Source organism: Actinobacillus delphinicola, assembly GCF_900638385.1.
GTDB lineage: Bacteria > Pseudomonadota > Gammaproteobacteria > Enterobacterales > Pasteurellaceae > Actinobacillus_C > Actinobacillus_C delphinicola.
In genome coordinates this window covers 1,707,685-1,732,288 of sequence record NZ_LR134510.1, presented here as the reverse complement: position 1 = coordinate 1,732,288, position 24,604 = coordinate 1,707,685, and the positions used below count along the sequence as shown (strand labels likewise).

At 35.7% G+C, this 24,604-nt stretch carries 24 protein-coding genes and 2 tRNA genes; 10 read left to right on the top strand and 16 right to left on the bottom strand.

What is annotated here, in order from left to right:
- Positions 1 to 60: 60 nt before the first annotated feature.
- The 11 genes from grxB to EL259_RS08090 all read right to left on the bottom strand — a co-directional run bounded on the left by grxB (position 61) and on the right by EL259_RS08090 (position 9,807).
- On the bottom strand, positions 61 to 708 hold the full coding sequence (gene grxB / locus EL259_RS08140) for a glutaredoxin 2 (RefSeq protein ID WP_126600630.1): 648 nt from the start codon (positions 706 to 708) through the stop codon (positions 61 to 63).
- Positions 709 to 774: 66 nt separating this feature from the next.
- Positions 775 to 1,620, bottom strand: coding sequence for a metal ABC transporter permease (locus EL259_RS08135; RefSeq protein ID WP_126600628.1), 846 nt, complete (start codon positions 1,618 to 1,620; stop codon positions 775 to 777).
- Positions 1,607 to 2,452 carry a metal ABC transporter permease gene (locus EL259_RS08130; protein WP_126600626.1) on the bottom strand — a complete coding sequence of 282 codons (846 nt, stop codon included), beginning with the start codon at positions 2,450 to 2,452 and terminating at the stop codon, positions 1,607 to 1,609. The genes EL259_RS08135 and EL259_RS08130 overlap by 14 nt, the downstream gene beginning before the upstream one ends.
- Before the next feature lie 11 nt (positions 2,453 to 2,463).
- Entirely contained in the window at positions 2,464 to 3,270 is an 807-nt protein-coding gene (locus EL259_RS08125) for a metal ABC transporter ATP-binding protein (protein ID WP_126600625.1), read from the bottom strand.
- Positions 3,260 to 4,141 carry a metal ABC transporter substrate-binding protein gene (locus tag EL259_RS08120; protein ID WP_126600623.1) on the bottom strand — a complete coding sequence of 294 codons (882 nt, stop codon included), beginning with the start codon at positions 4,139 to 4,141 and terminating at the stop codon, positions 3,260 to 3,262. The genes EL259_RS08125 and EL259_RS08120 overlap by 11 nt, the downstream gene beginning before the upstream one ends.
- A 222-nt stretch (positions 4,142 to 4,363) precedes the next feature.
- Positions 4,364 to 4,660 (bottom strand): integration host factor subunit alpha, encoded by a 297-nt coding sequence (locus tag EL259_RS08115; protein ID WP_126600621.1) that lies wholly within the window; start codon positions 4,658 to 4,660, stop codon positions 4,364 to 4,366.
- Between the two features lie 3 nt (positions 4,661 to 4,663).
- On the bottom strand, positions 4,664 to 7,051 hold the full coding sequence (pheT, locus tag EL259_RS08110; RefSeq protein WP_126600619.1) for a phenylalanine--tRNA ligase subunit beta: 2,388 nt from the start codon (positions 7,049 to 7,051) through the stop codon (positions 4,664 to 4,666).
- 29 nt (positions 7,052 to 7,080) lie between these two features.
- On the bottom strand, positions 7,081 to 8,070 hold the full coding sequence (gene pheS / locus EL259_RS08105) for a phenylalanine--tRNA ligase subunit alpha (protein ID WP_126600617.1): 990 nt from the start codon (positions 8,068 to 8,070) through the stop codon (positions 7,081 to 7,083).
- A gap of 247 nt (positions 8,071 to 8,317) precedes the next feature.
- A complete protein-coding gene (gene cspD, locus EL259_RS08100; protein ID WP_126600615.1) occupies positions 8,318 to 8,536 on the bottom strand; it encodes a cold shock domain-containing protein CspD in 219 nt (72 codons plus the stop codon).
- 262 nt (positions 8,537 to 8,798) lie between these two features.
- Positions 8,799 to 9,407 (bottom strand): recombination mediator RecR, encoded by a 609-nt coding sequence (gene recR, locus EL259_RS08095; RefSeq protein ID WP_126600613.1) that lies wholly within the window; start codon positions 9,405 to 9,407, stop codon positions 8,799 to 8,801.
- Between the two features lie 70 nt (positions 9,408 to 9,477).
- Positions 9,478 to 9,807, bottom strand: coding sequence for a YbaB/EbfC family nucleoid-associated protein (locus tag EL259_RS08090; protein ID WP_126600611.1), 330 nt, complete (start codon positions 9,805 to 9,807; stop codon positions 9,478 to 9,480).
- A 100-nt stretch (positions 9,808 to 9,907) separates the two neighbouring features.
- Here EL259_RS08090 and EL259_RS08085 point away from each other — a divergent pair, with 100 nt between their 5' ends.
- The 5 genes from EL259_RS08085 (at position 9,908) to EL259_RS08065 (ending at position 15,206) form a co-directional block, all read left to right on the top strand.
- Complete coding sequence (locus EL259_RS08085; protein ID WP_126600610.1) at positions 9,908 to 11,854, top strand: DNA topoisomerase III; 1,947 nt, start codon at positions 9,908 to 9,910, stop codon at positions 11,852 to 11,854.
- Entirely contained in the window at positions 11,847 to 12,623 is a 777-nt protein-coding gene (locus tag EL259_RS08080; protein WP_232019046.1) for a DUF3883 domain-containing protein, read from the top strand. The genes EL259_RS08085 and EL259_RS08080 overlap by 8 nt, the downstream gene beginning before the upstream one ends.
- Positions 12,624 to 12,888: 265 nt before the next feature.
- A complete protein-coding gene (locus EL259_RS08075; protein WP_126600606.1) occupies positions 12,889 to 13,101 on the top strand; it encodes a hypothetical protein in 213 nt (70 codons plus the stop codon).
- 280 nt (positions 13,102 to 13,381) lie between these two features.
- A complete protein-coding gene (locus tag EL259_RS08070) occupies positions 13,382 to 13,555 on the top strand; it encodes a YegP family protein (RefSeq protein WP_126600604.1) in 174 nt (57 codons plus the stop codon).
- A 124-nt stretch (positions 13,556 to 13,679) separates the two neighbouring features.
- Positions 13,680 to 15,206 (top strand): SIR2 family protein, encoded by a 1,527-nt coding sequence (locus EL259_RS08065; protein WP_126600602.1) that lies wholly within the window; start codon positions 13,680 to 13,682, stop codon positions 15,204 to 15,206.
- Between the two features lie 138 nt (positions 15,207 to 15,344).
- Here EL259_RS08065 and EL259_RS08060 read toward each other — a convergent pair whose 3' ends face one another.
- From EL259_RS08060 to uvrB, 4 genes are all read right to left on the bottom strand, one after another.
- Positions 15,345 to 16,502, bottom strand: a complete 1,158-nt coding sequence (locus tag EL259_RS08060) for a type I restriction endonuclease (protein ID WP_126600600.1) — start codon at positions 16,500 to 16,502, stop codon at positions 15,345 to 15,347.
- Between the two features lie 134 nt (positions 16,503 to 16,636).
- A tRNA-Leu gene (locus tag EL259_RS08055) sits at positions 16,637 to 16,722 on the bottom strand.
- Between the two features lie 22 nt (positions 16,723 to 16,744).
- Positions 16,745 to 17,083, bottom strand: a complete 339-nt coding sequence (secG, locus tag EL259_RS08050) for a preprotein translocase subunit SecG (protein WP_126600599.1) — start codon at positions 17,081 to 17,083, stop codon at positions 16,745 to 16,747.
- Positions 17,084 to 17,322: 239 nt separating this feature from the next.
- Positions 17,323 to 19,347, bottom strand: a complete 2,025-nt coding sequence (gene uvrB / locus EL259_RS08045) for an excinuclease ABC subunit UvrB (protein ID WP_126600597.1) — start codon at positions 19,345 to 19,347, stop codon at positions 17,323 to 17,325.
- 426 nt (positions 19,348 to 19,773) lie between these two features.
- Between uvrB and EL259_RS08040 the strand changes: the two genes are divergently transcribed.
- The 5 genes from EL259_RS08040 (at position 19,774) to EL259_RS08020 (ending at position 23,708) form a co-directional block, all read left to right on the top strand.
- Positions 19,774 to 19,849, top strand: a tRNA-Asn gene (locus tag EL259_RS08040).
- A gap of 198 nt (positions 19,850 to 20,047) precedes the next feature.
- A complete protein-coding gene (gene ttcA, locus EL259_RS08035; RefSeq protein ID WP_126600595.1) occupies positions 20,048 to 20,971 on the top strand; it encodes a tRNA 2-thiocytidine(32) synthetase TtcA in 924 nt (307 codons plus the stop codon).
- A 490-nt stretch (positions 20,972 to 21,461) separates the two neighbouring features.
- Positions 21,462 to 22,235 (top strand): amino acid ABC transporter substrate-binding protein, encoded by a 774-nt coding sequence (locus EL259_RS08030; RefSeq protein WP_126600593.1) that lies wholly within the window; start codon positions 21,462 to 21,464, stop codon positions 22,233 to 22,235.
- Between the two features lie 22 nt (positions 22,236 to 22,257).
- The gene (locus EL259_RS08025) at positions 22,258 to 22,938 is read left to right on the top strand and encodes an amino acid ABC transporter permease (protein WP_408608240.1); all 681 of its coding nucleotides are present in this window, start codon (positions 22,258 to 22,260) and stop codon (positions 22,936 to 22,938) included.
- 20 nt (positions 22,939 to 22,958) lie between these two features.
- Complete coding sequence (locus EL259_RS08020) at positions 22,959 to 23,708, top strand: amino acid ABC transporter ATP-binding protein (protein ID WP_126600589.1); 750 nt, start codon at positions 22,959 to 22,961, stop codon at positions 23,706 to 23,708.
- A gap of 97 nt (positions 23,709 to 23,805) precedes the next feature.
- On the opposite strand, the gene EL259_RS08015 is transcribed toward EL259_RS08020, so the two are convergent.
- Entirely contained in the window at positions 23,806 to 24,576 is a 771-nt protein-coding gene (locus tag EL259_RS08015) for a BPL-N domain-containing protein (RefSeq protein WP_126600587.1), read from the bottom strand.
- Between the last annotated feature and the right edge of the window lie 28 nt (positions 24,577 to 24,604).

The following is a 24,604-nucleotide window of genomic DNA, read 5'->3' as shown; positions in this document are numbered from 1 at the left end:
ATGAAAAAAAATTACATAAATAAAAAAGAGGAAATCACTAGGACTTCCTCTTGCAATTCATTAACGTTGTTTATCGTAAAATAGCGGAATATGTGTCGCCTTTGCCATATTTTCTACATAAGTTTTCACTTTATGAGGGAATCGCAACCCTTTTACGCAAGTTAAATTACGTAACATCGGGAAAACGAGAATGTCTTCATAAGACAATTCATCGTTAAGACTGGTTGGCTTTTTAATTAATGCGCCAAGTCGTGCTAAATCTAATTCTAACTTTTCAATATAGTACGCTGAATTACGGACATTTTGTTCAAAGTTACCAATTTTCACGCTTTTCTTTTTCACAAAATATTCAATTGCGCCAGCCGTTGAAAATTCAGGTAATCCAAGCTGGATACAGCGCGGGTGTAATAATCGATAATAATAACTGCCGACATCTTCACACCACGCTTTGATTTCAGGTCGAACTTCATCTTTTAAAATCTTGGGACCAAATTTTTCATCAAAATAGCGCACGATATCCAGACTTTCGCCCATCGCACAACCATCATCTTTCACAAGAATTGGGACAACTTTTTTTCCAATCAATGCCATTGGAGTGGCTTCATTGTCATTTAATAAAGTAACTTCTTCCACACGTAAATTTTTAAGTCCTACTAACATGCGCGGTCGTACACAATAGGGACAATGATCGTATAGATAAAGCTTCATACAACGCTCCTTCATGATGAATATACTGCGATTATTTTCTCAAATTTTTTGTTAAATTGCTACGCCTCAATTTTCGGAAAAATTTATTTGAATCTTATTTTTTAATTGAACCAAGGCAAGGACAACCATGAAGAAAATCGCCTGAATTAAGATAATACATGCACCAGGTGAGGCATCAAGATAATAACTAACGATAAGCCCTAAGAAACTACTCAATAATGAAAAAAAGATAGCAATGGTAACCATTTGATAAAACTGTTTCGTTAATAAATAGGCTGTCATACCTGGTGAAATTAACATGGCCACAACCAGAATAACACCAACAACTTGCATTGCCATAACAATGGTGAGGGTCAATAAACTGAGTAAAAAATAATGAAGTTTTTTCGGAGAAAGTCCTGCAACATGACAATAATTAGGATCAAAGCAAAATAGAACAAAGTCCTTGCCTTTTAATAATAAAACTAATATTACTATTGCTGAAATAATCAATGTTTGATAGAAATCACCTCTTGTGATACCAAGTATATTACCAAAGAGAATATGTAATAAATGCTGTTCTGATTCAATTTTGCTAAAAAGCACTAAACCAAACGCAAACATACCAGCAAATACAATTCCCATGACTGTATCCTCTTTTAATCGAGAATGTTGCTTAATATACCCCATACTAAATGCACAAAATATTCCCGAAAGAAATGCACCAATAATAAGAGGAAGATTTAGTAAATAAACAATAACAATACCTGGTAAAACTGCATGTGATAATGCATCCCCCATTAATGCCCAACCTTTTAAAACTAAATAGCAAGATAAAATTGCTGAAATCGTTGCAACAATAACTGCGACAAACAAGGCACGTTGCATAAAAGGATAAGTAAAGGGTTCAGATAATAGATCAATCCAACTCATGCTTTTCTCCTCTATGTGATATTAAACAACCATATTTAGGAGAAAATAAGAAAGCAGCAAGAAATAATAATGTCTGCAATGAAACAATTACGCCACCCGTTGAACCATTTAGAAAATAACTCATATAAACCCCTAAGACAGATATAATGACACCAATCAATACTGAAATTTTTAATAATTGTTGAAATCTATCCGTTAATAAATAAGCCGTTGCACCTGGTGTGACAACCATTGCAATCACAAGAATTGCCCCGACTGTTTGTAATGCCACAACAATACATGCACTTAATAAAGTAAAAAATAATAATTTATATGCTGTTACATTTAATCCAACTAATTTAGCTTGAACTTCATCAAAGAATATAAGCATCAAATTTTTCCAAAAACAGAACAGTAATACAATACTCACAAAAGCAATAATTAAAACCTGATAAATATCATTTTGTGAGATGCCTAGAATATTTCCTAAAATAATTTCCTGAATGTTTACTGCTGTTGGATGTAACGAGATAATCAATAATCCTAGGGCAAAAAAAGTTGTAAAAATAAAACCTATAATGGCATCTTCACGTAATTTAGATAATGATTTTATCCAGAGAATGCTAGCAGCAGCAAAGATTCCCGAAAAGAAAGCACCAATTGCATAAGGGACTTCTAAATAATAAGCTATCGCTACACCAGGAACGACTGAATGGGATAATGCATCACCAATTAAAGACCATCTTTTTAGAATTAAATACCCTGAAAGAAACGCACAAATACCGCCAATTAAGGCACTTAACAACATCGCATTAATAATATATTGATAATGAAAAGGTTCTAAAAAACTCATTCTCCCTCTCCCTAAATCGAAATAGAAGGCTCACCGCTTGTCATATTCCAAAGATGTTCTTTATCAATAACTGCTACTGATTTATCTTCTTTCTTGTTCTGTTCACCAAATACTTTTTCTAAATTTTCTTGAGTAAAGGTATCTGCAATACTTCCTTCGGCAATTAATTGACGATTTAACATAATAATATGATCACAAAAGTTAGGAATAGCATTTAAATTATGCATAGAAATTAAAATAAGTTTTCCCATTTCTCTTAATTCTTTTAAAAGAGAAATAATAATATTAGATGTTGTAACATCAATACCAGTAAATGGCTCATCTAATAAAAATATATGACTTTCTTGCGCTAATGCTCTTGCTAAAAAAACACGTTTCTTTTGACCGCCAGATAACTCTCCAATTTGACGATCTTGTAAATCTGATATTCCCATTTTTTCAAGTGCATTTTGTACCTTTAATTTATCATTTTTAGTCGGTATACGAAGAAAATTCATATGTCCATAACGCCCCATCATTACAACATCATAAACCGTTACAGGAAATGACCAATCTACTTCTTCAATTTGTGGAACATACGAAACTAAATTAGCTTTTAATGCTTTATTAATAGGGAGTTCGCATATTTCTATTTTCCCTTTTTGAGGTTTAATTAAACCCATTAAACTTTTAAAAAGTGTTGATTTCCCACTACCATTAATTCCAATTAAGGCACAAATCATACTATTTGGTAAAGAAAAATTAATATCGTAAATTGCAAGATGTCCATTATTATAACGAACGGCCAAATCCGTTACGGTAATCATATTATTTTTCATTATATACTCCAAAGCCTTGGGCAATAGTCGTAATTGTTTTATCTAATAAATCCAAATAAGTCGGAACAGGTCCTTTACTTGTAGAGAGAGAATCAACATATAGTACCCCGCCATATTTTGCACCACTTTCATGAGCAACTTGTTTTGCAGGTTTATCAGAAATCGTACTTTCGCTAAAAATAACAGGAATTTGATTTGCACGAACCAGATCAATAAGCTCTTTCACTTGTTGCGGGGTTCCCTGTTGTTCAGCATTAATTGACCATAAATAGGCCTCTTTCAAATGGTAATGTTTCGCAAGATACCCGAATGCACCTTCACTAGTTGCTAAATATCGTTTTTGTTCTGGAATTTTAGAAAAAACGGTTTGAAATTTTTGATCCAATTTTTCAATCTTTTGAATGTAATTTCTTGCATTTTCTCTATATGTTTCTGCATTTTCAGGATCGTATTTAATAAATGCATCTCTGATATTATTGACATATAAAATCGCATTTTGGGGTGACATCCATGCGTGAGGATTGGGTTTACCTTTATAAGGTCCCTTATAAATAGAAAGTGGCTGAATACCCTCAGTGACAACCACAGAAGGAATTGGTGGCATATTTTCAAAAAAACGTTCAAACCAACTTTCCAGATAAAGACCATTCCATAAAATCAAATCTGCATTTTGCGCTTTGATGATGTCTTTGGGTGTAGGCTGATATTGGTGAATTTCGGCACCAGCTTTAGTTATAGATTTGACTGTTGCTTTATCGCCACCAACATTTTGAGCGATATCCTGAAGAATGGTAAATGTTGTAATAACATTAAGCTTTGCTGATACTGAAGCGGTATAAAAAACAAATAACAATGTAAGTAAATAACGCATATTTCTCTCCCCTAAAATAGTCATTGGGCGTATTATTAATACAAATGAGAATTATTATCAATACTAATTTATGATTGTTTTTGTTATCTTTCTTATATAACTCGAAAATAAAAAATAAGAGTCTTAGATGAAAGGCGTAAGATCACGCCCCAATTCGGCATAAATTTTATGCAAAATTGAGGAGTGAAAATGAGTTTAATAACTAACAGTCAAGATGTTTCATCAATGTTTTGGAATGGTTTTCTCAACTCGTTTCCGAAGTTTCTGTCCTGGTTTAAAAACAACAACTCGACGTGCTGATACGGGAACACTTTCTCCAGTTTTTGGGTTGCGACCAGGTCTTGATGCCTTTTCGCGTAATTCGAAATTACCAAAACCCGATAACTTCACATCCTCGCCCGCTTCCAGGCAAGCTCGAATTTCCTCAAAAAAACTTTCCACTAACATTTTTGCGTCGTCTTTATCGAGTCCAAGCGATTCTATGAGACGTTTTGCAATATCTTGTTTTGTTAAAGTCATAGTTTACTCTCTTAAATAGGCATTAAAACGAGATTCTAACGCACTGAGCACAGCTGAAATCACGGCGTTAATATCCTTTTCCTCCAAGGTTTTTTGCGTATCTTGAATAGTTAAGCTGACCGCTAAGCTTTTCTTACCCGCTTCAAGATTTGCACCTTGGTACACATCAAATAATGTCACATTCACAAGTTGTTCACCACCAGCCTCTTGGCAAGCATTAAGAATTGCTTGTGCAGGAACATCTTTGTCCACCACCAACGCAAGATCACGTTTATTCGCAGGGAAACGAGAAACTTCTTTTGCACTTGGTACTTTTTGTTCATTAATCGCAGACCATTTAATTTCAGCTACCACTGGTTTACCAGAAAGTCCTAAAGTTTGAATCACTTTCGGATGTACGGTTCCGATAAAGCCAATTTCTTCACCATCTAATAAAATGGCTGCTGATTGACCTGGATGTAATGCTGTAAATGATTTTGCTACAAATTGAAGACGATTTCCAGCTTTTGTCAAAGATAAAATGCGTTCTAAATCTCCTTTAAGATCAAAGAAATCCACATTTTCACCTTTACGTTCCCAAGTAATTGGGAAACGATCACCACAAATCACCGCACCAAGCATCATTTCTTGACGTACACCGCTTTCTGCATTTTCATCTGGAACGAAACGTAATCCAGTTTCAAATAAACGTACACGACTTTGTTGACGATTTTGGTTATAAAGCACCGCACCAAGTAAACCTGTCAATAAAGAAAGACGCATTGCTGACATTTCTTTAGAAATCGGATTTGGTAAAATCAATGCTTCCATTTCTGGATGAAGATGGCGTTGAATATCTGGATCCACAAAGCTATAAGAAATAATTTCTTGATAATCGCTGTCAACAAATGCTTGACGAATACGATTGATATTTAATTCTTTTTCTGGGCGTTCGTTAATTTGTAAATGTGCAAGCGGTGCATTATTTGGAATATTGTTATACCCATAAATACGCGCCACTTCTTCAATTAAATCTTCTTCGATTTGAATATCAAAGCGCCAGCTTGTTGGTGTCACTTGCCATTTATCATCGGTATAAGCGACATCAAAACCAAGACGGTTTAAAATATCAGTAACTTGTTCAGTCGGAATATGATGACCGAGCAGATTATCTAATTTTTCACGACGTAATGTGATCGCCTCAATTTTCGGTAAATTTTCTGCACTTTCTACTTTGCAAATTTCACCTGCTTCACCACCACAAATTTCTAAAATTAATGCGGTTGCTTTTTCCATCATTTTTTCAGCAATAGCGAAATCTACACCACGTTCAAAACGGTGTGATGAGTCAGTGTGTAAACCATATTGACGTGCGCGACCAGTAATGGCTAATGGCGCAAAGAATGCAGCTTCTAAAATGATATTTTTACTTTCTGCAGTCACACCACTTGCTTCGCCACCGAAAATACCTGCCATCGCTAATGCACCATTTTGGTCAGCGATAACTAATGTATTTTCTTTAAGTTTTACAGTATTACCATCTAAAAGCGTTAATTCTTCTTCAGGTTTAGCAAAACGCACTTGTACAGGTTGAGCGACTTTATCGGCATCAAATGCGTGCATTGGTTGACCGTAGGCTAATAAGATGTAGTTTGTTACATCCACAACAGGATCGATAGAACGAATACCACCACGACGTAATTTTTCTTGCATCCAACGTGGTGTTTTCGCATTCATATCGATATTTTTAATCATACGTAATAAATAACGTGGACAAGCAGCAGGCTCTTTCACTTCCATCGCCACTTTATCTGCGATAGTTGCTGGCACAGTTTTAATGTCTTCTTGATTCAACGGTAAACGGTTTAACACAGCTAAATCACGAGCCACGCCCATAATGCTTAAACAATCTGCACGGTTTGGGGTTAAGCTGATTTCGATCATATTATCATTTAAATCTAAATACTCACGGAAATCCATACCGATAGGTGCATCTGCTGGTAATTCTAAAATACCTTCTGAACCATCTTCTACGCCTAATTCACTAAATGAGCAAAGCATACCTTCTGATGGTTGACCACGTAATTTAGTTTTCTTAATTTTAAAATCACCTGGTAAAACCGCACCTTCGGTCGCACAAGCTACTTTTAAGCCTAAGCGGCAGTTTTTCGCACCGCAAACGATATCTAATAAACGATCGCCACCAACATTTACTTTGGTTACTTGTAATTTATCTGCATCTGGATGACGTGCGCATTCCACAACTTCACCAACCACAACGCCTGTAAAATCACCTGCTACTTTTTCAACGCCATCTACTTCTAAACCAAGCATAGTGAGTTGGTCGCAAAGCGTATCGCTATCAACTTCGGGATTTACCCATTCTCTTACCCAATTTTCACTAAATTTCATTTGTTAATCCTTCAATATCGTCAATACACTTATTTAAATTGTTCTAAAAAACGGAGATCATTTTCAAAGAATGCACGTAAATCTGTTACGTTGTAACGAAGCATAGTTAAACGCTCAACGCCCATACCTACCGCAAAACCTGAATATTCATTCGGATCGATACCAACATTGCGTAAAACATTTGGATGCACCATACCGCAACCTAATACTTCAAGCCATTTTCCGTTTTTGCCCATTACATCCACTTCCGCTGATGGTTCAGTGAATGGGAAATAAGATGGACGGAAACGTACTTTTAGATCTTCTTCAAAAAAAGCACGTAAGAAATCGTGTAATAAACCTTTTAATTCCGTAAAGTTTGCGTGTTTGTCTACATAGAGCAATTCAATTTGGTGGAACATTGGTGTATGTGTTTGGTCGTAGTCGTTACGGTACACACGTCCAGGAGCTAGAATACGGATTGGAGGTTGTTTTTTCTCCATGGTACGGATTTGCACACCAGAAGTTTGGGTTCTTAAAAGATGTTTTACATCAAACCAGAAAGTATCGTGATCGGCACGTGCTGGGTGATGTGCAGGAATGTTTAACGCATCAAAGTTATAATAATCATTTTCGATTTCTGGACCTTCTTCAGCAGTAAAGCCTAATTCAGAGAAAAATTGAACGATGCGATTAATGGTCATGGTCACTGGGTGTAATCCGCCTAATTCAGGACGACGACCTGGTAAGCTCACGTCAATACTTTCTGCTGCTAATTGTGCGTTAAGTGCATTTTCTTCCCATGCTTGTTTTTTCGCATTTAAAAGTTCTTGAACTTCCTGTTTTGCTTCATTAATTTTTGCCCCAACTTTAGGACGTTCAGCGGGATCTACATTACGTAAGCCTTGCATTAACTGTGTAAAATGCCCTTTCTTACCAAAATATTCCACACGTAATGCATCAAGCAAATCAAGGCGATTTTCTTCTAACGCATTAATGGCGTCTTTCGCCTGTTGTGTAATTTCCGCTAGGTTTTCCATACTTTCCTCTCGTTTTGTGAAAAATTTCCAATATAATTTTTTCAAATTAAAAATGATATAGATAATAATATCAAGCCATTAAAAAATCACGCCTTTTCTGCATTATTCTTAAACAATCGTACTTTATCATAGCGTTTTTATGCTTTTTCCTCTTACGATCTAATAAATCATGACTAATTTTAGCACGATAAATTTCTTCCATAAAAAAAGCGCTCATTTCTGAGCGCTCTTTTAAACTATCCCTATATTATTTTTTTTCTCCAATAATAGGAACAATTTTAGTAGCATGTGATCCTTTTTCACCCTGAACACGTTCAAAAGAAACTTTCTGACCTGCTTTTAATGTACGATATCCGTCCATATCAATAACTGAATAATGGGCAAAAATATCTTCATCTGATCCTTCAGCCGCAATAAAACCGAAGCCTTTCGCATTATTAAACCATTTAACAACACCAACTTCCATAACGAACCTCTTTCTGTGGTTTAATGTCTGAGCGTATCAACACAGACGGACAAAATTAATAAGACAAAACGCCTTATCCCTATAAAGCGGTATTATTTTTATCAAATTAGTTAAAATTTGCAAGATTTAAAAGTATTTTTTATAAAAACAGTTATATTTTAATCTCTTTTAGTATAAAAATCGCTCTTTTAAAGAGATAAATCATCCTGAAATGGTATTTGCTGGTATTTTTTTAAACGTTTTTTGAGAATTTTATATTAGGCTAATCTTCTCTAACTTCACGACGACCTAAAAACGAATGCATAAGTGTTGTTCCATCTACCATCTCTAATTCGCCACCAACAGGAATACCATGCGCAATACGACTCACTTTAATATGATATTGATGACACATTTCCGCAATATAATTCGCAGTCACATCACCTTCAATCGTTGGATTTGTTGCAAGAATCACTTCATTAAATTGTTCTTGTTCTAAGCGCATTTGTAACTTATCCAGACCAATTTCTCGAGGTCCAATGCCATCTAACGGAGAAAGATGCCCCATTAACACAAAATATTGCCCTGAAAATTGCCCTGTTTGTTCTATCGCTTGTATATCTACAGGTTGCTCTACGACACATAAAAGCCCACTTGCTTGGCGACGAGGATTATGGCAAATCGCACACACTTCTTGCTCAGTAAATGTTTGGCACTTTGAGCAATGTCCAATCTGCGCCATTGATTTTTCTAAAACTTGCCCAAGTTCTTGCCCTGCCTTTCTGTTACGTTGTAACAAATGATATGCCATACGCTGTGCGGATTTAGGACCTACACCCGGCAAACAACGTAATTTTTCGATGAGTTCTTCTAATAATGGACTGGTTTGCATAATATTTTACGATAACAAAGAAAAGACCGCACGCTACAAAATGTAAAACGTGCGGTGAATTAACGAGGGATTAGAAAGGAAGTTTAAAGCCTGGTGGTAAACTCATACCCGCAGTCACTTCTTTCATTTTTTCTTTTTGAAGTTCTTCAGCACGGCGTACTGCATCATTGAATGCCGCTGCGATTAAATCTTCTAACATTTCACGATCATCTTCCATTAAAGACGGATCGATTTCAATACGACGGCAGTTATGTGCGCCGTTAATGGTGATTTTTACTAAGCCTGCGCCAGATTCGCCAGTTACTTCAAGTTTTGCAACTTCTTCTTGCATCTTTTGCATGCGATCTTGCATTTGCTGTGCTTGTTTCATCAAGCCGCCTAAGCCACCTTTTCCAAACATAATATTTTCCTAAATTTATTAAAAAACAAGTCGCATTTTAGCGAAAAACTTCACAATATGCTAGAATACACCCCTCTTATTTTATTGAATTTTATCTATTATGCGTGTATTTGTTGCCGAAAAACCCAGTCTTGCTAGAGCGATTGCCGATGTCTTACCTCAACCTCATAAACGAGGTGATGGTTTTATTCAATGTGGTAACAATGATTATGTGACTTGGTGTATTGGTCATTTGCTTAGCCAAGCTGAGCCTGATGCCTACAATCCACAATTTAAACAATGGCGACGTGAATATCTTCCCATTGTGCCTCAACAATGGAAACTGATTCCACGCCCCGACGTTAAAAAACAGCTTGATACAGTTATTAAGCTTATTAATCAAGCCGATGAAGTGGTACACGCAGGCGACCCGGATCGAGAAGGACAATTACTGGTAGATGAAGTCTTTCATTACGCACAATTACCACGTGAAAAAATTCAAAATATTAAACGTTGTTTAGTGAACGACTTAACGCCTTCTGCCGTCAAAAAAGCCGTGGAACAACTGCGCAATAACAGTGACTTTATTCCCCTTTCTACGTCTGCACTCGCACGCGCCCGAGCGGATTGGCTTTACGGGATTAATCTCACTCGCAATTACACCATTCTCGGGCAACGTGCAGGGTTTCAAGGCGTGCTTTCCGTTGGGCGTGTTCAAACCCCCGTACTTGGGCTTATCGTCAATCGTGATCACGAAATCGAACATTTTCAACCAAAAGATTATTACGAAGTTCAAGCCGATATCATCACCCAAGATGAAAGCTCACCTTTCTTTAATCAAGCCCCTTTTAAAGCAATGTGGCAACCAAGTAAAGCGTGTGAAGACTATCAAGATGAGGATGGGCGCATCTTATCACGCTCACTGGCAGAATTAGTCGTCAACAAAGTCACACAACAACCTGCAAAAGTAACCAATTATATTGATAAACAAGAACTCGAAACAGCACCGTTACCTTACTCTTTATCAAGTTTACAAATCGATGCCGCACGCCTTTACCAGCTTTCAGCTCAACAAGTGCTGGATTGCTGCCAACGCCTTTACGAAACGCACAAACTGATTACTTACCCACGTTCCGATTGTCGTTATCTCCCACAAGAACAATTTGCCGATCGCCATAAGGTTTTATCAGCCATTAGTGCGCAATTAGAAGATTATCAACCGTTACCTGATATCATCAATCCAGAACAAAAAAATCGTTGTTGGGACAGCAAAAAAGTTGAGGCGCACCATGCGATTATTCCAACTATAAAATCGCATAAAGTGCATTTAAATCACGATGAACAACGCGTCTATACCCTCATCGCTCGCCAATATTTAATGCAATTCTGCCCAGATGCGGATTATCGTAAACGTCGCATTGAATTAGAAATTGCGGGCGGAAAATTTGTCGCTCAAAATCGCCAACTACAAAGTGCGGGCTGGAAAACGTTACTAAAAAGTGAAAAAAATAATGACGAAAATCGTGGCGTGGAAAATCCGCTTTATGAAGTAAAAAAAGGCGATATTCTGTTCTGTGAAAAAGCTGAAATTTTAACGAAAAAAACACAACCACCACGCCATTTCAGCGATGCAACATTACTTTCCGCCATGACAGGTATTGCACGATTTGTGGAAGATAAAGAACTGAAAAAAATTCTACGTGAAAGCGATGGTCTCGGCACCGAGGCAACCCGTGCCGGCATTATTGAATTGCTCTTTAAACGTGGTTTCTTGCGTAAACAAGGTCGTAACATTCACAGTACCGAAATCGGCAAAGCGCTTATCAATGCCCTTCCGCCAATCGCAACCAAACCAGACATGACGGCACATTGGGAACAACAACTCAATAAAATCAGCCAACAACAAGCCACATACCAAGAGTTTATGCAAAACCTATTCGCCCTCTTACCTGATCTTCTGCAGTATCAGAATTTTGAGGCATTGCGTGAATTAAGTACCGTAAGCAAAAATATTTCATCTCCTAAAAAATATACTAAAAAGAAAAATAATAAAAATACTCATGAATAAACACGAAAACTATGAAATTCTTAATCTTATAGGATACGGACTTGCTAAATTTGATAATGATCTTATTCAGCATTTTAATTTTAAATCTAAAACAGATTTTTTTAAATATTGTGTAAAAATTGGATTAGCAGCAACGCCATCAGTAATAAAAAATAGAATGGATTTATTTGATCCCTTTTTTCCTAATCATCGGAAAGGATGGTGGCAAAAGAAAGACGCATACCGTCACAGAAAAATATTTATTGATAATTTATTTGGAAATGAAAATGCTTTAGGGTTTGCTAATATTATTAAATTATATTTAAAAAACCAATATTTCTTACAAATTGATACCCCAAATATCAAACCAATTTTACAATCTAAATTTAAAAAACTGCAAACTACTGGATTGGAAGCAGAGTTATTTTTTATAAATAATTTCAAAAGGATAGATATTTTTAAAAATGGTTCTTTAGAAGATGCCCGTTTATATGGAGATGGATATGATTTTCAAATTACCACAGAAAATAATATTTTTCTATCAGAGATAAAAGGGATTCGCCATACCGAAGGAACTTTTAGGCTCACTGAGAATGAGTTTATTAAAGCAAAAGAATATAAAAATAATTATATTATTACAGTAGTACTAAATTTAAATAACAATCCCCGATTTATCACCATTCCTGATCCAGTTCATAATTTAAAGTTTCATGAAAGATGGATTCAATCGAAAATAAATCGAGAATATCACTACTCGGGGAAAATCACTTTAGATAGTCATTATTCTTAACACATATCTTTATTTTATATTTTTTACGCCCCATTTTTCATAAATTTTTATGATTTTTGGGGCGTATTTTTTATCGCTTTTATAAACTTCTCTCCCCCTGTACTAATCTTAAAAATTTCTAAACTAATAGATAAATACACATAATCAAAAAGTATAATTTTTATACTGTTCTATTACTTTTATTGATTTATATCAATAAAAATATCTTTATATGCGCTTAAAGTTTGTCCTAAATTCAACCACAAACACAACAAAGGAGCATAATATGTCTAAATTTATTAAACTTACTTCTGTAGATAATAGTCCAGTTATTATCAACTTAAAACGTACACAAATCATTACACCAATCCAAAATTTACAAGGAAAAACGCTTACTCGTATTTTCTTTAAAAATGGTACGATTTGGGATGTAACTGAAGATATTGATACGATTATGAGCCAAATTGAAAAATTTCAACATCCAGAAAAATGTTGCTAATTGAGTAAATTTGTACCATGAAAGGCACCTCACAGTGCCTTTTTTATTTTTTAAAGATCATATTCTAGTAATATCATCATAACTAAAATAAAGTAAAATTATTTTATACATGATTAATTTTTAATCTTTTATTATTGACTAATTTTTGTGTAGTGCTAAGGTGTACGAACCTAAGTTGATAAGTTTATAGACCGTATAAAATGGTTGACCTATTTCTACCTTAGGCATCCCATCTTATTTAAGATGATAAATTGATGATCAAATTCCACAGGAGTTTATTATGCATTTTGAAATTTACACTGATAAAGCAGGCGAATTTCGCTGGCGCCTAGTTGCAGGCAACGGTAATATTATTGCAACAGGTGGTAACGGCTACAAACATCGCAAAGACTGCGAACACGGCATCGACCTTGTAAAATCAACCACTTCTACAACTGAAGTGAGAGAGAAATAAATTCTTATTACATGAGTACAAAGCCCGAGTGTGTCGGGCTTTGGTCTTTATAAACACTTTTTTATTGAAGTCTATGCATGTACTTGATAGGCTAGACCTATATATTAATATAGGAGTCTAAATAGTGAAACTTTCTGATTTTGTTAAAAATTTTCATAATTACCCCGTTCTTTTTATTGGCAGCGGCTTTAGCCTACGATATTTAAAAAACTCATTTAACTGGAATGATCTACTAGAGAACATCGCATACAAAATACACGGAGACGAAGAAAGATATTTAGAATTAAAAGCACACTATAAGATAAAACATTCAAATAATAATACTCAGATTTTTCCCAAAATTGCTAGCGATCTTGAAACTGATACAAAAAATATTCTTGGAAAAAAAGAGAATAGACGTCATCCCGACTTTGAACAAATTAATAATAAATTTTTTGAACTTACAAAATTAAATAAGGAAGCAAGTAGATTTAAAATCTTAATTACAGAAATGCTGTCAAACTTAGAAAAGAAGACTACCCCTCTTTTAAAAGAAGAGCTTATGTTATTAAAAAAAGCAAAAAAAAATATTAGCTCAATCATTACAACTAATTATGACTTATTAATCGAAGAAATTCTTGAATTTGATCCACTTGTTGGAAATAATATCTTACTGAGCAATCCGTACGGTTCTATATATAAAGTGCATGGTTGTATAAATGATCCTGCTAGCTTAATTATAACAGAAGATGATTATAAAAAATTTAAAGAGTCCTACGAGTTAATCAGAGCTCAGTTATTATCTTTATTTATTCACCATCCAATAATATTTATTGGATATAGTATTGGCGATGAAAATATTAAAGCACTTTTAAAAACTATTTTTAATTATGTAAAACCTAATACAGATCAGGCAAAAAAAATTAGAGATAATTTTTTACTTATAGAATATGAAGAAGGATCTCAATCTGATGATGTATGTGAACATGATATAGAGTTAGAAGGATATGAAACAATAAGAATTAATAAATTAAAAACTGATAATTATTCAAACTTATATACAGAAATATCTAAATTACAACTCCCAATATCTACATTAGATATTCGAAAAGTGCAGAATATTGTAGCAGAAATCGTGAATAGTGCAAATATAGAAGTTAATCTTACCGAAGATTTGGACTCTTTAAGTAATAATGATAAAATTTTATTCATTGGTTCCAAAAGAAGTATTACCTATGTTTACCACACGTCATCACAAGTTATGGCTAACTATTTTACTCTTCTTAAAGAGAAAAATAATTCGTTAGTTAGTTTTATAAATAATCAAAATATAAATAGTAGAAATTTTTTCCCAATTTATGGATTTAGTAAGATTTTCAATAATCTCCAAAACGTGGATACCTATAAAAACAATCAAGTCTCAAAATTAAAGCAAGCAATTATGAAAAACCAAGCGTATATAGAGGCTAATAGTATTGATGATATTCAACATAATGAAGATATTACAAAATCCTTAAAAGAAGATACTATTTTTTATAATGTATATAAAAAGAATATCACATTGGAGGAATGTGAATTATATTTAAAAGACTATCCAAATAAACATACTACCCCCTACAGAAAGTTGCTATGTCTATATGATTACATGATGCATGAAACTATATCATTATAACCTAATCAAAATTAGATAATAAATATATTTCTAGCTTTAAATAAGAAGTAAAGATTCATTAGTTTCTAAAACTGAAGTAAGAGAAAAATAAACTCTATAAAAAAGCTCGGATTAACCGAGCTTTTGTTAGAAATCACACTAAGAATTGCTTCTTCTAAAATTATTATCATCCTGACAATATTCTAAGCAATCCTGAATTATTCCACTTAATCGTAAGATATTTTCTGGGCGATCAATAATAATTTGGTTACCATTCAATTCCAGTTTTGCTCGTTTAATTTCTTTTTTATGCTCCTCTGTCAAATCAATCGGAACAATGATTGATGGACGTTGCCTATTATCGAAATAACGTAGCATCCATCTATTTGATTTCCCATCAAACAATATATTGAAATAGCTTTCAGTATCTTTTGCAACAATATTAATCTCATCACCAACAATCATCTGAACATAATCAAAAAGTAATCGTTCCGTGTAAGTCGTAACAATTTTACTATTTTCTGGATCCACAATTGGTGCCGTTTCATCAATAACTGCTGAATCTTCTAAAGGAGTATCTAGAGGTTCCTCTTTCCCTGATAATCCATATACAACCATTGCACTTACTGCTTTTTCTACTGCTTGCTTAACTATTGGCTGAATACTCTCTAAAAAACGCTGATTAAGTTGTCTCCCAATATTAGAACGTCCTGCTACATATCTAACGAAATCAAGATCCACTTCTTTTAGGCTAGAATTTATTGTTTTAGTAAAACTCGTTAGATAAATACTTTCTTCTGCAAGCACCCTTAAAGCCTCAGGTTGAAATTTATCGTAGCAGAATTTAGATAATTGTTTAATCTTAGAAATATCAAAATGCTCTACATCCTCAAAATTTACTTTTAAGAATGGTGTCCGATCCATCAAGTTTTTTTCATTTAAATCAGTAAAAAATAACCATTCTTTTCCGTTTGTCAATGCCGCCACTGTAACTTCAGGCGTAGCATTAAAATATCTTGATAACTGAGGAGAATGGTTACTTAAATTTTCTGAGTATGGCTTAGCCTCTATGAACATCACGGGAAGATCATGACAAAATAATGCATAATCAACACGCTCGCCATTTTTACAACCTTGGAAATCTGCGGAATATTCTGCTTTTACTTTTGTCGGATCATACGGTGAAAAACCTAGAATATCTAAAAATGGCAAAATGAGTGCTTGTTTAGTTGTTTCCTCTGTAGTACAAAAATTGCCAACTTTAGATACATGTTGTGCATGAGAAAGAAGACGTTCTTTGAAAAGATTATCAATCATCCTAATAATATCCTATTCTAATTTATAAATTTCGGACATTATACAGTTTTTATTAAAAAAAACAACGGACTGATATAGAGTAAAGTATATAATTAAAATATAAATTATTGATTTTAAAAGGATTTTTAAATAGTTGGTGCTCTGGGCGAGACTTGAACTCGCACGTCCGATGGACACTACCCCCTCAAGATAGCGTGTCTACCAATTCCACCACCAGAGCATTTTTGGTATGTAAGATATTCTTATCGAGGAATATCTGTATTACTTTGAGTTTTCGCAGCTGTCTGTTCTTGTTGTTGAACTTGTTCTGCTACTTGTGATAGGTTGTTAAAACCTTCATTCTTTGCACTGTGATGAGAATTGATATTTCCCAATGCAATGCTAATTAAAAAGAAAATTGTCGCTAAAACGGCAGTTGTGTGCGATAAGAAGTTACCTGCACCACGTGAACCGAAGATAGTTCCAGATGCGCCACCACCAAATGAAGCACCTACGTTAGCTCCTTTACCTTGTTGAATAAGGATAAATCCGATTAATACAACCGCGATAATTAAGTAAATAACAAGTAGAGCTTCGTACATTTTCTTTCTCTAAATAAAATGAAAAAATTCTAAATAACCTTGTTCGCTAAGGAACGGAGCGAATATTACCAAATATATTTTTTGTTGCAAGTCTTTTTTAGCTAAATATATTCATTTGCTTTAAAAATATGCTACTTGCTTGATTTAAAAGCATATATTGTCTTTTAAAATGAAGAAAACCCCAACGATAAAAAATTATTGGGGTTTTTCATAAATTTCTGTGAAAATCGAGGCGTGTTTTATTCTGGCGCTACGCCGATGAAGTATTTATCAAGTTCGTGTAATTCATCACGCAAGGCAGCAGCGCGTTCAAATTCAAGATTTTGAGCGCATTTATACATTTCTTGTTCCAATTTTTTACGTTGTTTTTCGTATTGTTTTGGATCATGAGTGAAAGTGTAATCCGCTTTCGGTTCTGCAGTTTTAGTATTTGAGCTTGATTTTTTCGCTCCACTTCCCTGCCCGATATCTAACATTTCGCCAACCTTTTTATTTAAGCCTTTTGGCACAATGCCATTATCCTTATTAAATTGCATTTGTTTTTCACGGCGGCGATTAGTTTCGGTTATCGCTTTTTCCATTGAGTTAGTAATGCGATCCGCATAAAGAATCGCTTTCCCTTTTAGATTTCGAGCAGCACGTCCTATGGTTTGAATAAGAGAACGTTCGGAACGCAAAAAGCCTTCTTTATCTGCATCCAAAATGGCGACAAGAGAAACTTCAGGGATATCCAACCCTTCGCGCAATAAGTTGATTCCCACCAACACGTCAAATTCGCCTAAACGTAAATCACGCAAAATTTCTACACGTTCTACGGTATCAATATCAGAATGCAGATAACGTACTCGTACGCCATGTTCTTCCAAATAATCCGTTAAGTCCTCCGCCATTTTTTTCGTTAGCACTGTAACTAAAACACGTTCATTATTATCCGCTCGTACACGACATTCTGAAAGCAAATCGTCAACCTGTGTGGAAACGGGGCGCACTTCAATTTCAGGATCAAGCAAGCCTGTTGGGCGAATAACCTGATCAATCACTTCTCCACATGATTTTTCTAATTCATACGGTCCAGGCGTTGCAGAAACGTAAATCGTTTGCGGGGCTTGTGCCTCAAATTCCTCAAATTTCATCGGGCGGTTATCCAAGGCTGATGGCAAGCGGAATCCATATTCCACCAACGTTTCTTTACGCGCTCTATCGCCACGGTACATCCCGCCAATTTGCGGAACGGTAACGTGGGATTCATCAATAACCAACAACCCGTCTGCTGGTAAATAATCAAATAACGTCGGCGGTGGCGCGCCTTCAGGGCGGTTTGCCAAATAACGTGAATAGTTTTCAATCCCTGAGCAGTAGCCTAATTCATTCATCATTTCAATATCAAATTGCGTGCGCTGGGTAATACGTTGTTCTTCGAGCAACTTATTATTTTCTAAAAGATAAGCACGACGCTCTGCCAATTCGACTTTTACTTTTTCTATCGTATCTAAAATACGCTCACGTGGCGTGACATAGTGCGTTTTCGGATAAATGGTAAAACGCGGCACTTCGCCAAAACTGGTATTGGTGAGCGGATCGAAAAGGCTTAAGCGCTCAATTTCATCATCAAATAATTCAATGCGTAATGCTTGATCGTCTGATTCAGCAGGGAAAATGTCAATCACTTCCCCACGCACACGAAACGTCCCACGCTCAAAGGCTTGATCATTACGAGTATATTGAAGTTCTGCCAGTTGCGATAAAATTTTACGCTGATTAATAATTGCCCCTTTGCGTAAATGCAACATCATTTTGAGATAGCTATCGGGATCACCTAGCCCATAAATTGCTGAAACAGAGGCAACCACAATAACATCCCGCCGTTCTAATAACGCTTTTGTTGCAGAAAGACGCATTTGTTCAATTTGATCATTTACTGACGCATCTTTTTCAATAAAAGTATCGCTTGCGGGTACATAAGCCTCTGGTTGGTAATAATCATAATAAGAAACAAAATACTCTACCGCATTTTCAGGGAAAAATGCTTTCATTTCGGCATACAGTTGTGCAGCCAGTGTTTTATTGGGCGCTAAAATCATGGTTGGGCGATTTTCTTTGGCAATTACGTTCGCAATAGTAAAGGTTTTGCCTGACCCCGTTACGCCAAGTAGAGTTTGATGAGCTAACCCTGCATCAATATTTTCTGTTAATTTTTTTATTGCCTCAATCTGATCGCCCGCAGGCTTAAATTCAGAATGGATTTTAAAACTTTTACTTTTCATCTTTTTTTATCTTCTGTTAATTTAATCGTATGTTAGCACAAAATACCTGTAAATAAGCAGTTAAGTCTTTGAGTTGTACACAGTGTAATTATGTCAAGATTTTAAGGCGATTTTTTTTTAATTTTTTTTCATTGTTAGGGGTTTACCTTTTTTAACCTATTGAAAAATAAATAAATGTTATTTTTCAATCATTTTTAAACTCATCTTTCAAAACCCTTGTAATACTAAGGGGTTAAGGGTGATATTCTTGCATTTTCCACAAAGTTATCCACAGAAAATGTGGATAGAATTTTATTTCTCTATTTTGCCATTAATCTCACTTGAATAATCAATTTTAAAAAAATTTAAATTTTTTTGCATTTAGGTGTTGACAATATTTTAAATATCCCTATAATGCGCGGCTCATCCTTGTGGTTATGAAGTTATTCCTCCTTAGTTCAGTCGGTAGAACGGCGGACTGTTAATCCGTATGTCGCTGGTTCAAGTCCAGCAGGAGGAGCCAAATTTTCTTTTGGAGTGTTTTTATTTATCTCCTTTTATAAAAACCTTTTCAAAAACGAAGCCCCATACTATCGTTATGGGGCTTATTTTTTATCTAAACTCCCCCTTTTCTGCCTATCCTGATTTGTCGGTAAAATATTTGGCAAATAATCACTTTCACTTTATGATATGTCACTTTTAAATTTTATGGTTTTATAGAATGAATACCAATCAAGACAAACAAGATAAGAAACAAATCTACAATTTCAATAAATTGCAAAAACGCCTACGCCGTAATGTGGGGAATGCAATTGCCGATTTCAATATGATTGAAGAAGGCGATAAAGTCATGGTATGTCTTTCTGGGGGGAAAGATAGCTATGCTTTATTAGATATTTTATTAAATCTCCGTCATAACGCCCCAGTCCACTTTGATATCGTTGCCGTAAACCTCGACCAAAAACAACCTGGCTTCCCAGAACACGTGCTACCACAATATTTAGAAAGTATTGGTGTGGATTACAAAATCGTGGAAGAAAATACTTACGGTATCGTAAAAGAAAAAATTCCTGAGGGCAAAACAACCTGCTCGCTCTGCTCACGTTTACGTCGTGGTATTTTATATCGCACCGCAACGGAATTAGGCGCAACTAAAATTGCACTCGGTCACCACCGTGATGATATGCTCGAAACTTTATTCTTGAATATGTTCTACGGCGGCAAAATGAAATCAATGCCACCGAAACTGGTCAGCGATGATGGTAAACACGTTGTTATTCGCCCACTTGCGTACTGTAAAGAAAAAGATTTAATCAAATATGCGGATGCAAAACAATTCCCGATTATTCCGTGTAACCTTTGTGGTTCTCAGCCTAACTTACAACGCCAAGTTATTAAAGAAATGCTACAAACGTGGGATCGTCAATATCCAGGACGTATTGAAACCATGTTCAGTGCGTTACAAAATGTGACGGCGTCACACCTTTGCGATCCACGCTTATTCGATTTTAAAAATATTCGTCAAGGTAGTACGCTTGCAGGTATTGAAGGCGATATTGCTTTTGATAAAGAAGAAATGCCAAACGCAACAACAACTTTCACTCCAGATGATGACAGTCTAATTTTAGTTAAAGAAGTGAGCTAATTTCTACAAAATTACGACAACATAAAAACCGCAACCTTCTTAAAAAGGTGCGGTTTTTTTATTATTTTTCTGCCCTACATTAGCGTTTCTTAATCTAAATGTACCAGTAGTTCGCTAAGCATTTTAGTGAGAAATTTTGAAAAAATAGGCTTATCACGACCAGAATTATCCTGCAAAAACACATAGAAAACGTCCCCTATTTAAAAAAATATTTGATAAATATTGCTGATTTATTGAATGCTTTCAGGTCACTCTTTTCTTTTACTAAAAGATGTAACATTATGTATTTTTTCTATTATTATTCGGTTAAATTTAAATTAACTATTTGTAAAATAACACGATTGAGTTATCTAATATCCTACCAAATAAGTAATATTTAGGCATTTTATTCAGTTATTTTTATAAACTCCCCCCTAGTATATTGACATGTTTCCAATCTTCCCTTTAAAATGCCTACACTTTTTATTTTTTGATTGTTATAGGAGCTTTTATGTTTAAAAAACTTTTATTAACCTCAGTAGCGGTCGCTGTCGCTGTGCCAGCTTTTGCACAAAGTAGCCTTATCGATCGTATTAATGATCACGGCACTATCGTGGTAGGAACGGAAGGAACGTACAAACCGTTTACTTACCATAATGCAGATGGCAAATTAACTGGCTATGATGTAGAAGTGACACGTGCTGTCGCAAAAAAATTAGGCGTAAAAGTAGATTTTCGTGAAACCGAATGGAGTGGCATGCTTGCAGGGTTAAAATCAGGTCGTTTTGATATGGTTGCCAACCAAATTTCACTCACCACGCCTGCACGCCGAGCAACTTTTGATAAATCAGCTCCTTATGACTATTCAAGTGATGTGTTAGTTACCCGCAAAGATGAAAATTCCATTAAAGGGTTAAATGATATTAAAGGAAAACGTGCTGCATCTGCATTAAATTCACATTACGGCGAAGTTGCACAACAATATGGTGCAATCATCGTTCCAGTTGATGGTATGGCAATGGCTCTCACACTCATCGGTCAAAAACGTGCTGATCTCACCTTTAACGATTCTTTATCTGTTTTAGATTATTTAAAACAACACCCAAATGCGCCTTATAAAATTGTATGGGCATCACCAGACAAACGTGCTGTCGGTTTTGGTTTAAATAAAGGAAACGAACAAGCGCTTGAAAAAATTAATGCTGCGCTTGAAGAACTTCGCAAAGATGGCACATTAAAACAACTTGGTATTGAATTTTTCGGGAAAGATATTAGTGTTAAATAGTTTATTACATAGTTTACCTTTTATGACCGATGCACGGGTTGCTTTGGTCACTGATGCCTTTCTTCCGATGGTTAAAGCAGCGGTAATGGTATCAATTCCACTCGCTATCGTTTCCTTTATTTGTGGAATGATTATTGCTGTTTTAGTCGCTTTAGTACGTGTTACCCCAGTCAAAGGGTTCTTCCACGGGCTTTTATATAGTTTAGTCAAAGGGTATGTGTCTATTATCCGTGGTACGCCATTACTCGTACAATTAGTTATTGTTTTCTACGGATTACCTGCATTAAATATTTTTATTGATCCTATCCCTGCTGCAATTATCGGTTTTTCTTTAAATATCGGGGCGTATGGTTCTGAAATTGTGCGTGCAGCAATTACTTCTGTTCCAAAAGGACAATGGGAAGCGGGATATAGTATTGGTATGAGCTATATGCAGACTTTCCGTCGCATTATTGCTCCACAAGCTATCAAGGTAGCGATTCCACCGCTCAGTAATACCTTTATCGGTTTATTTAAAGAAACATCACTTGCGTCAATCGTTACCGTAACAGAAATGTTCCGTGTAGCACAACAAATGGCAAATATGTCATACGACTTCTTGCCTGTTTACATTGAAGCTGCAGCGATTTACTGGTGTTTCTGCTTTGTTTTATTCTTAATTCAAGCGCGTATTGAAAAACGCTTAAATTGCTTTGCCTCTTAATATTGAGAAGGAATTGATTGATGATTAAAGTTCGTAATATTCATAAAACTTTTGGCGAAAATAAAGTGCTAAAAGGTATCGATCTTGATATTAAAAAGGGGCAAGTTGTCGTTATCCTTGGTCCTTCTGGTTCAGGTAAAACCACATTTTTACGCTGTTTGAATGCCCTAGAAATTCCAGAACAAGGAACGATTGAATTTGAAGATAATGCCCCACTTCTTTTTGATTTTGCTAAAAAGCATGGTAGTAAAGAGATTTTAGCGTTGCGTCGTAAATCGGGCATGGTTTTCCAACAATATAACCTTTTCCCGAATAAAACCGCATTGCAAAATGTGACTGAAGGTCCTATTCAAGTCCAGAAACGTGATGCCAAAACTGTCCAAAAAGAAGCAGAACAACTGCTTGCGAAAGTGGGTTTAGCGGATAAAAAAGATCTTTATCCTTACCAGCTTTCTGGCGGACAACAACAACGTGTTGGTATCGCGCGTGCATTGGCGATTAAACCTGAATTGATGCTATTTGACGAACCGACTTCTGCCCTTGATCCAGAACTCGTGCAAGAAGTGTTAAATACCATGAAAACCCTTGCAAAAGAAGGTTGGACGATGGTTGTGGTGACGCATGAGATTAAATTCGCTTTAGATGTCGCAGATACCGTGATTGTGATGGATAAAGGGCATATCGTAGAACAAGGTGCGCCACAAGATTTATTCCATAACCCACAACACGAACGCACACAAGCTTTCTTAAAGCAATTACGTGCGAAATAAGGTTATTATATAAATTTTCCCGAAAATCAGGGCGTAAAAAAGCGATGCTCGTGGGCATCGCTTTTCTTTTTTAACGAAGATAAAGATTCACGCAACCTTATTCTTTGCAAATTAATTTCGCCACCTTTTGCCAAATAGCCTCGCCATACTTTCCATTCTGCAAGGCGGCATAAATCTGCTGTTTGTTCACCGTATTTATGCCCTGAGTACAACGATAACTTTCACTATCGTATTCAAAATGCACACCTGATAGTAGAAAACTTCCCTTCCCCCATTGCCCTGAAATCACGGCAGGCAAACCATTGGGATAGAAAAAGTGACGATCAACTTTTGCAGAATCGCCCACAAAGCCACAGCCTCCGTAATATAAAGCTTGCATGGCATTCCCATGCGAATCGATGATCTGAATCATCTTTTGGCAATCGCTACTGCCATCATAAAGGCGATGATGTGCTAATTCCGCGAATGCGCCTTTTCCACATCCAGGAAAAAATTTTAGATAACGCTCCCCGACGATTCGGCTATTTTCACCCGTAAAATCAATATGATCACACGCAAAATACGCTCCTGCACAAATCCCAAGATAATGCCCACCTTGTGCGACAAACTGCACAATTTTTTCACACCCCATCTGCCCCAAAGCATTTAAATATGGCAAATCCGCCCCACCACCGACAATCAGTGCCTGATAACGGTGCAACTCGCCTTGCAAAATTTGTTTTGCCGAAATTGGTGATAGGTGAAAACGCCCCAAGCCGCAACTTGCTATGCGAAGTTTTTCTGCTGCTACGGCAAACAAAGAGGTAAAACCTAAGTTACCCACGCCCTCATCGTTATATATGGCGATAAAATATTCTTTTGCTAACATCTTTATTTTCTTCTAAATCTCATTTATA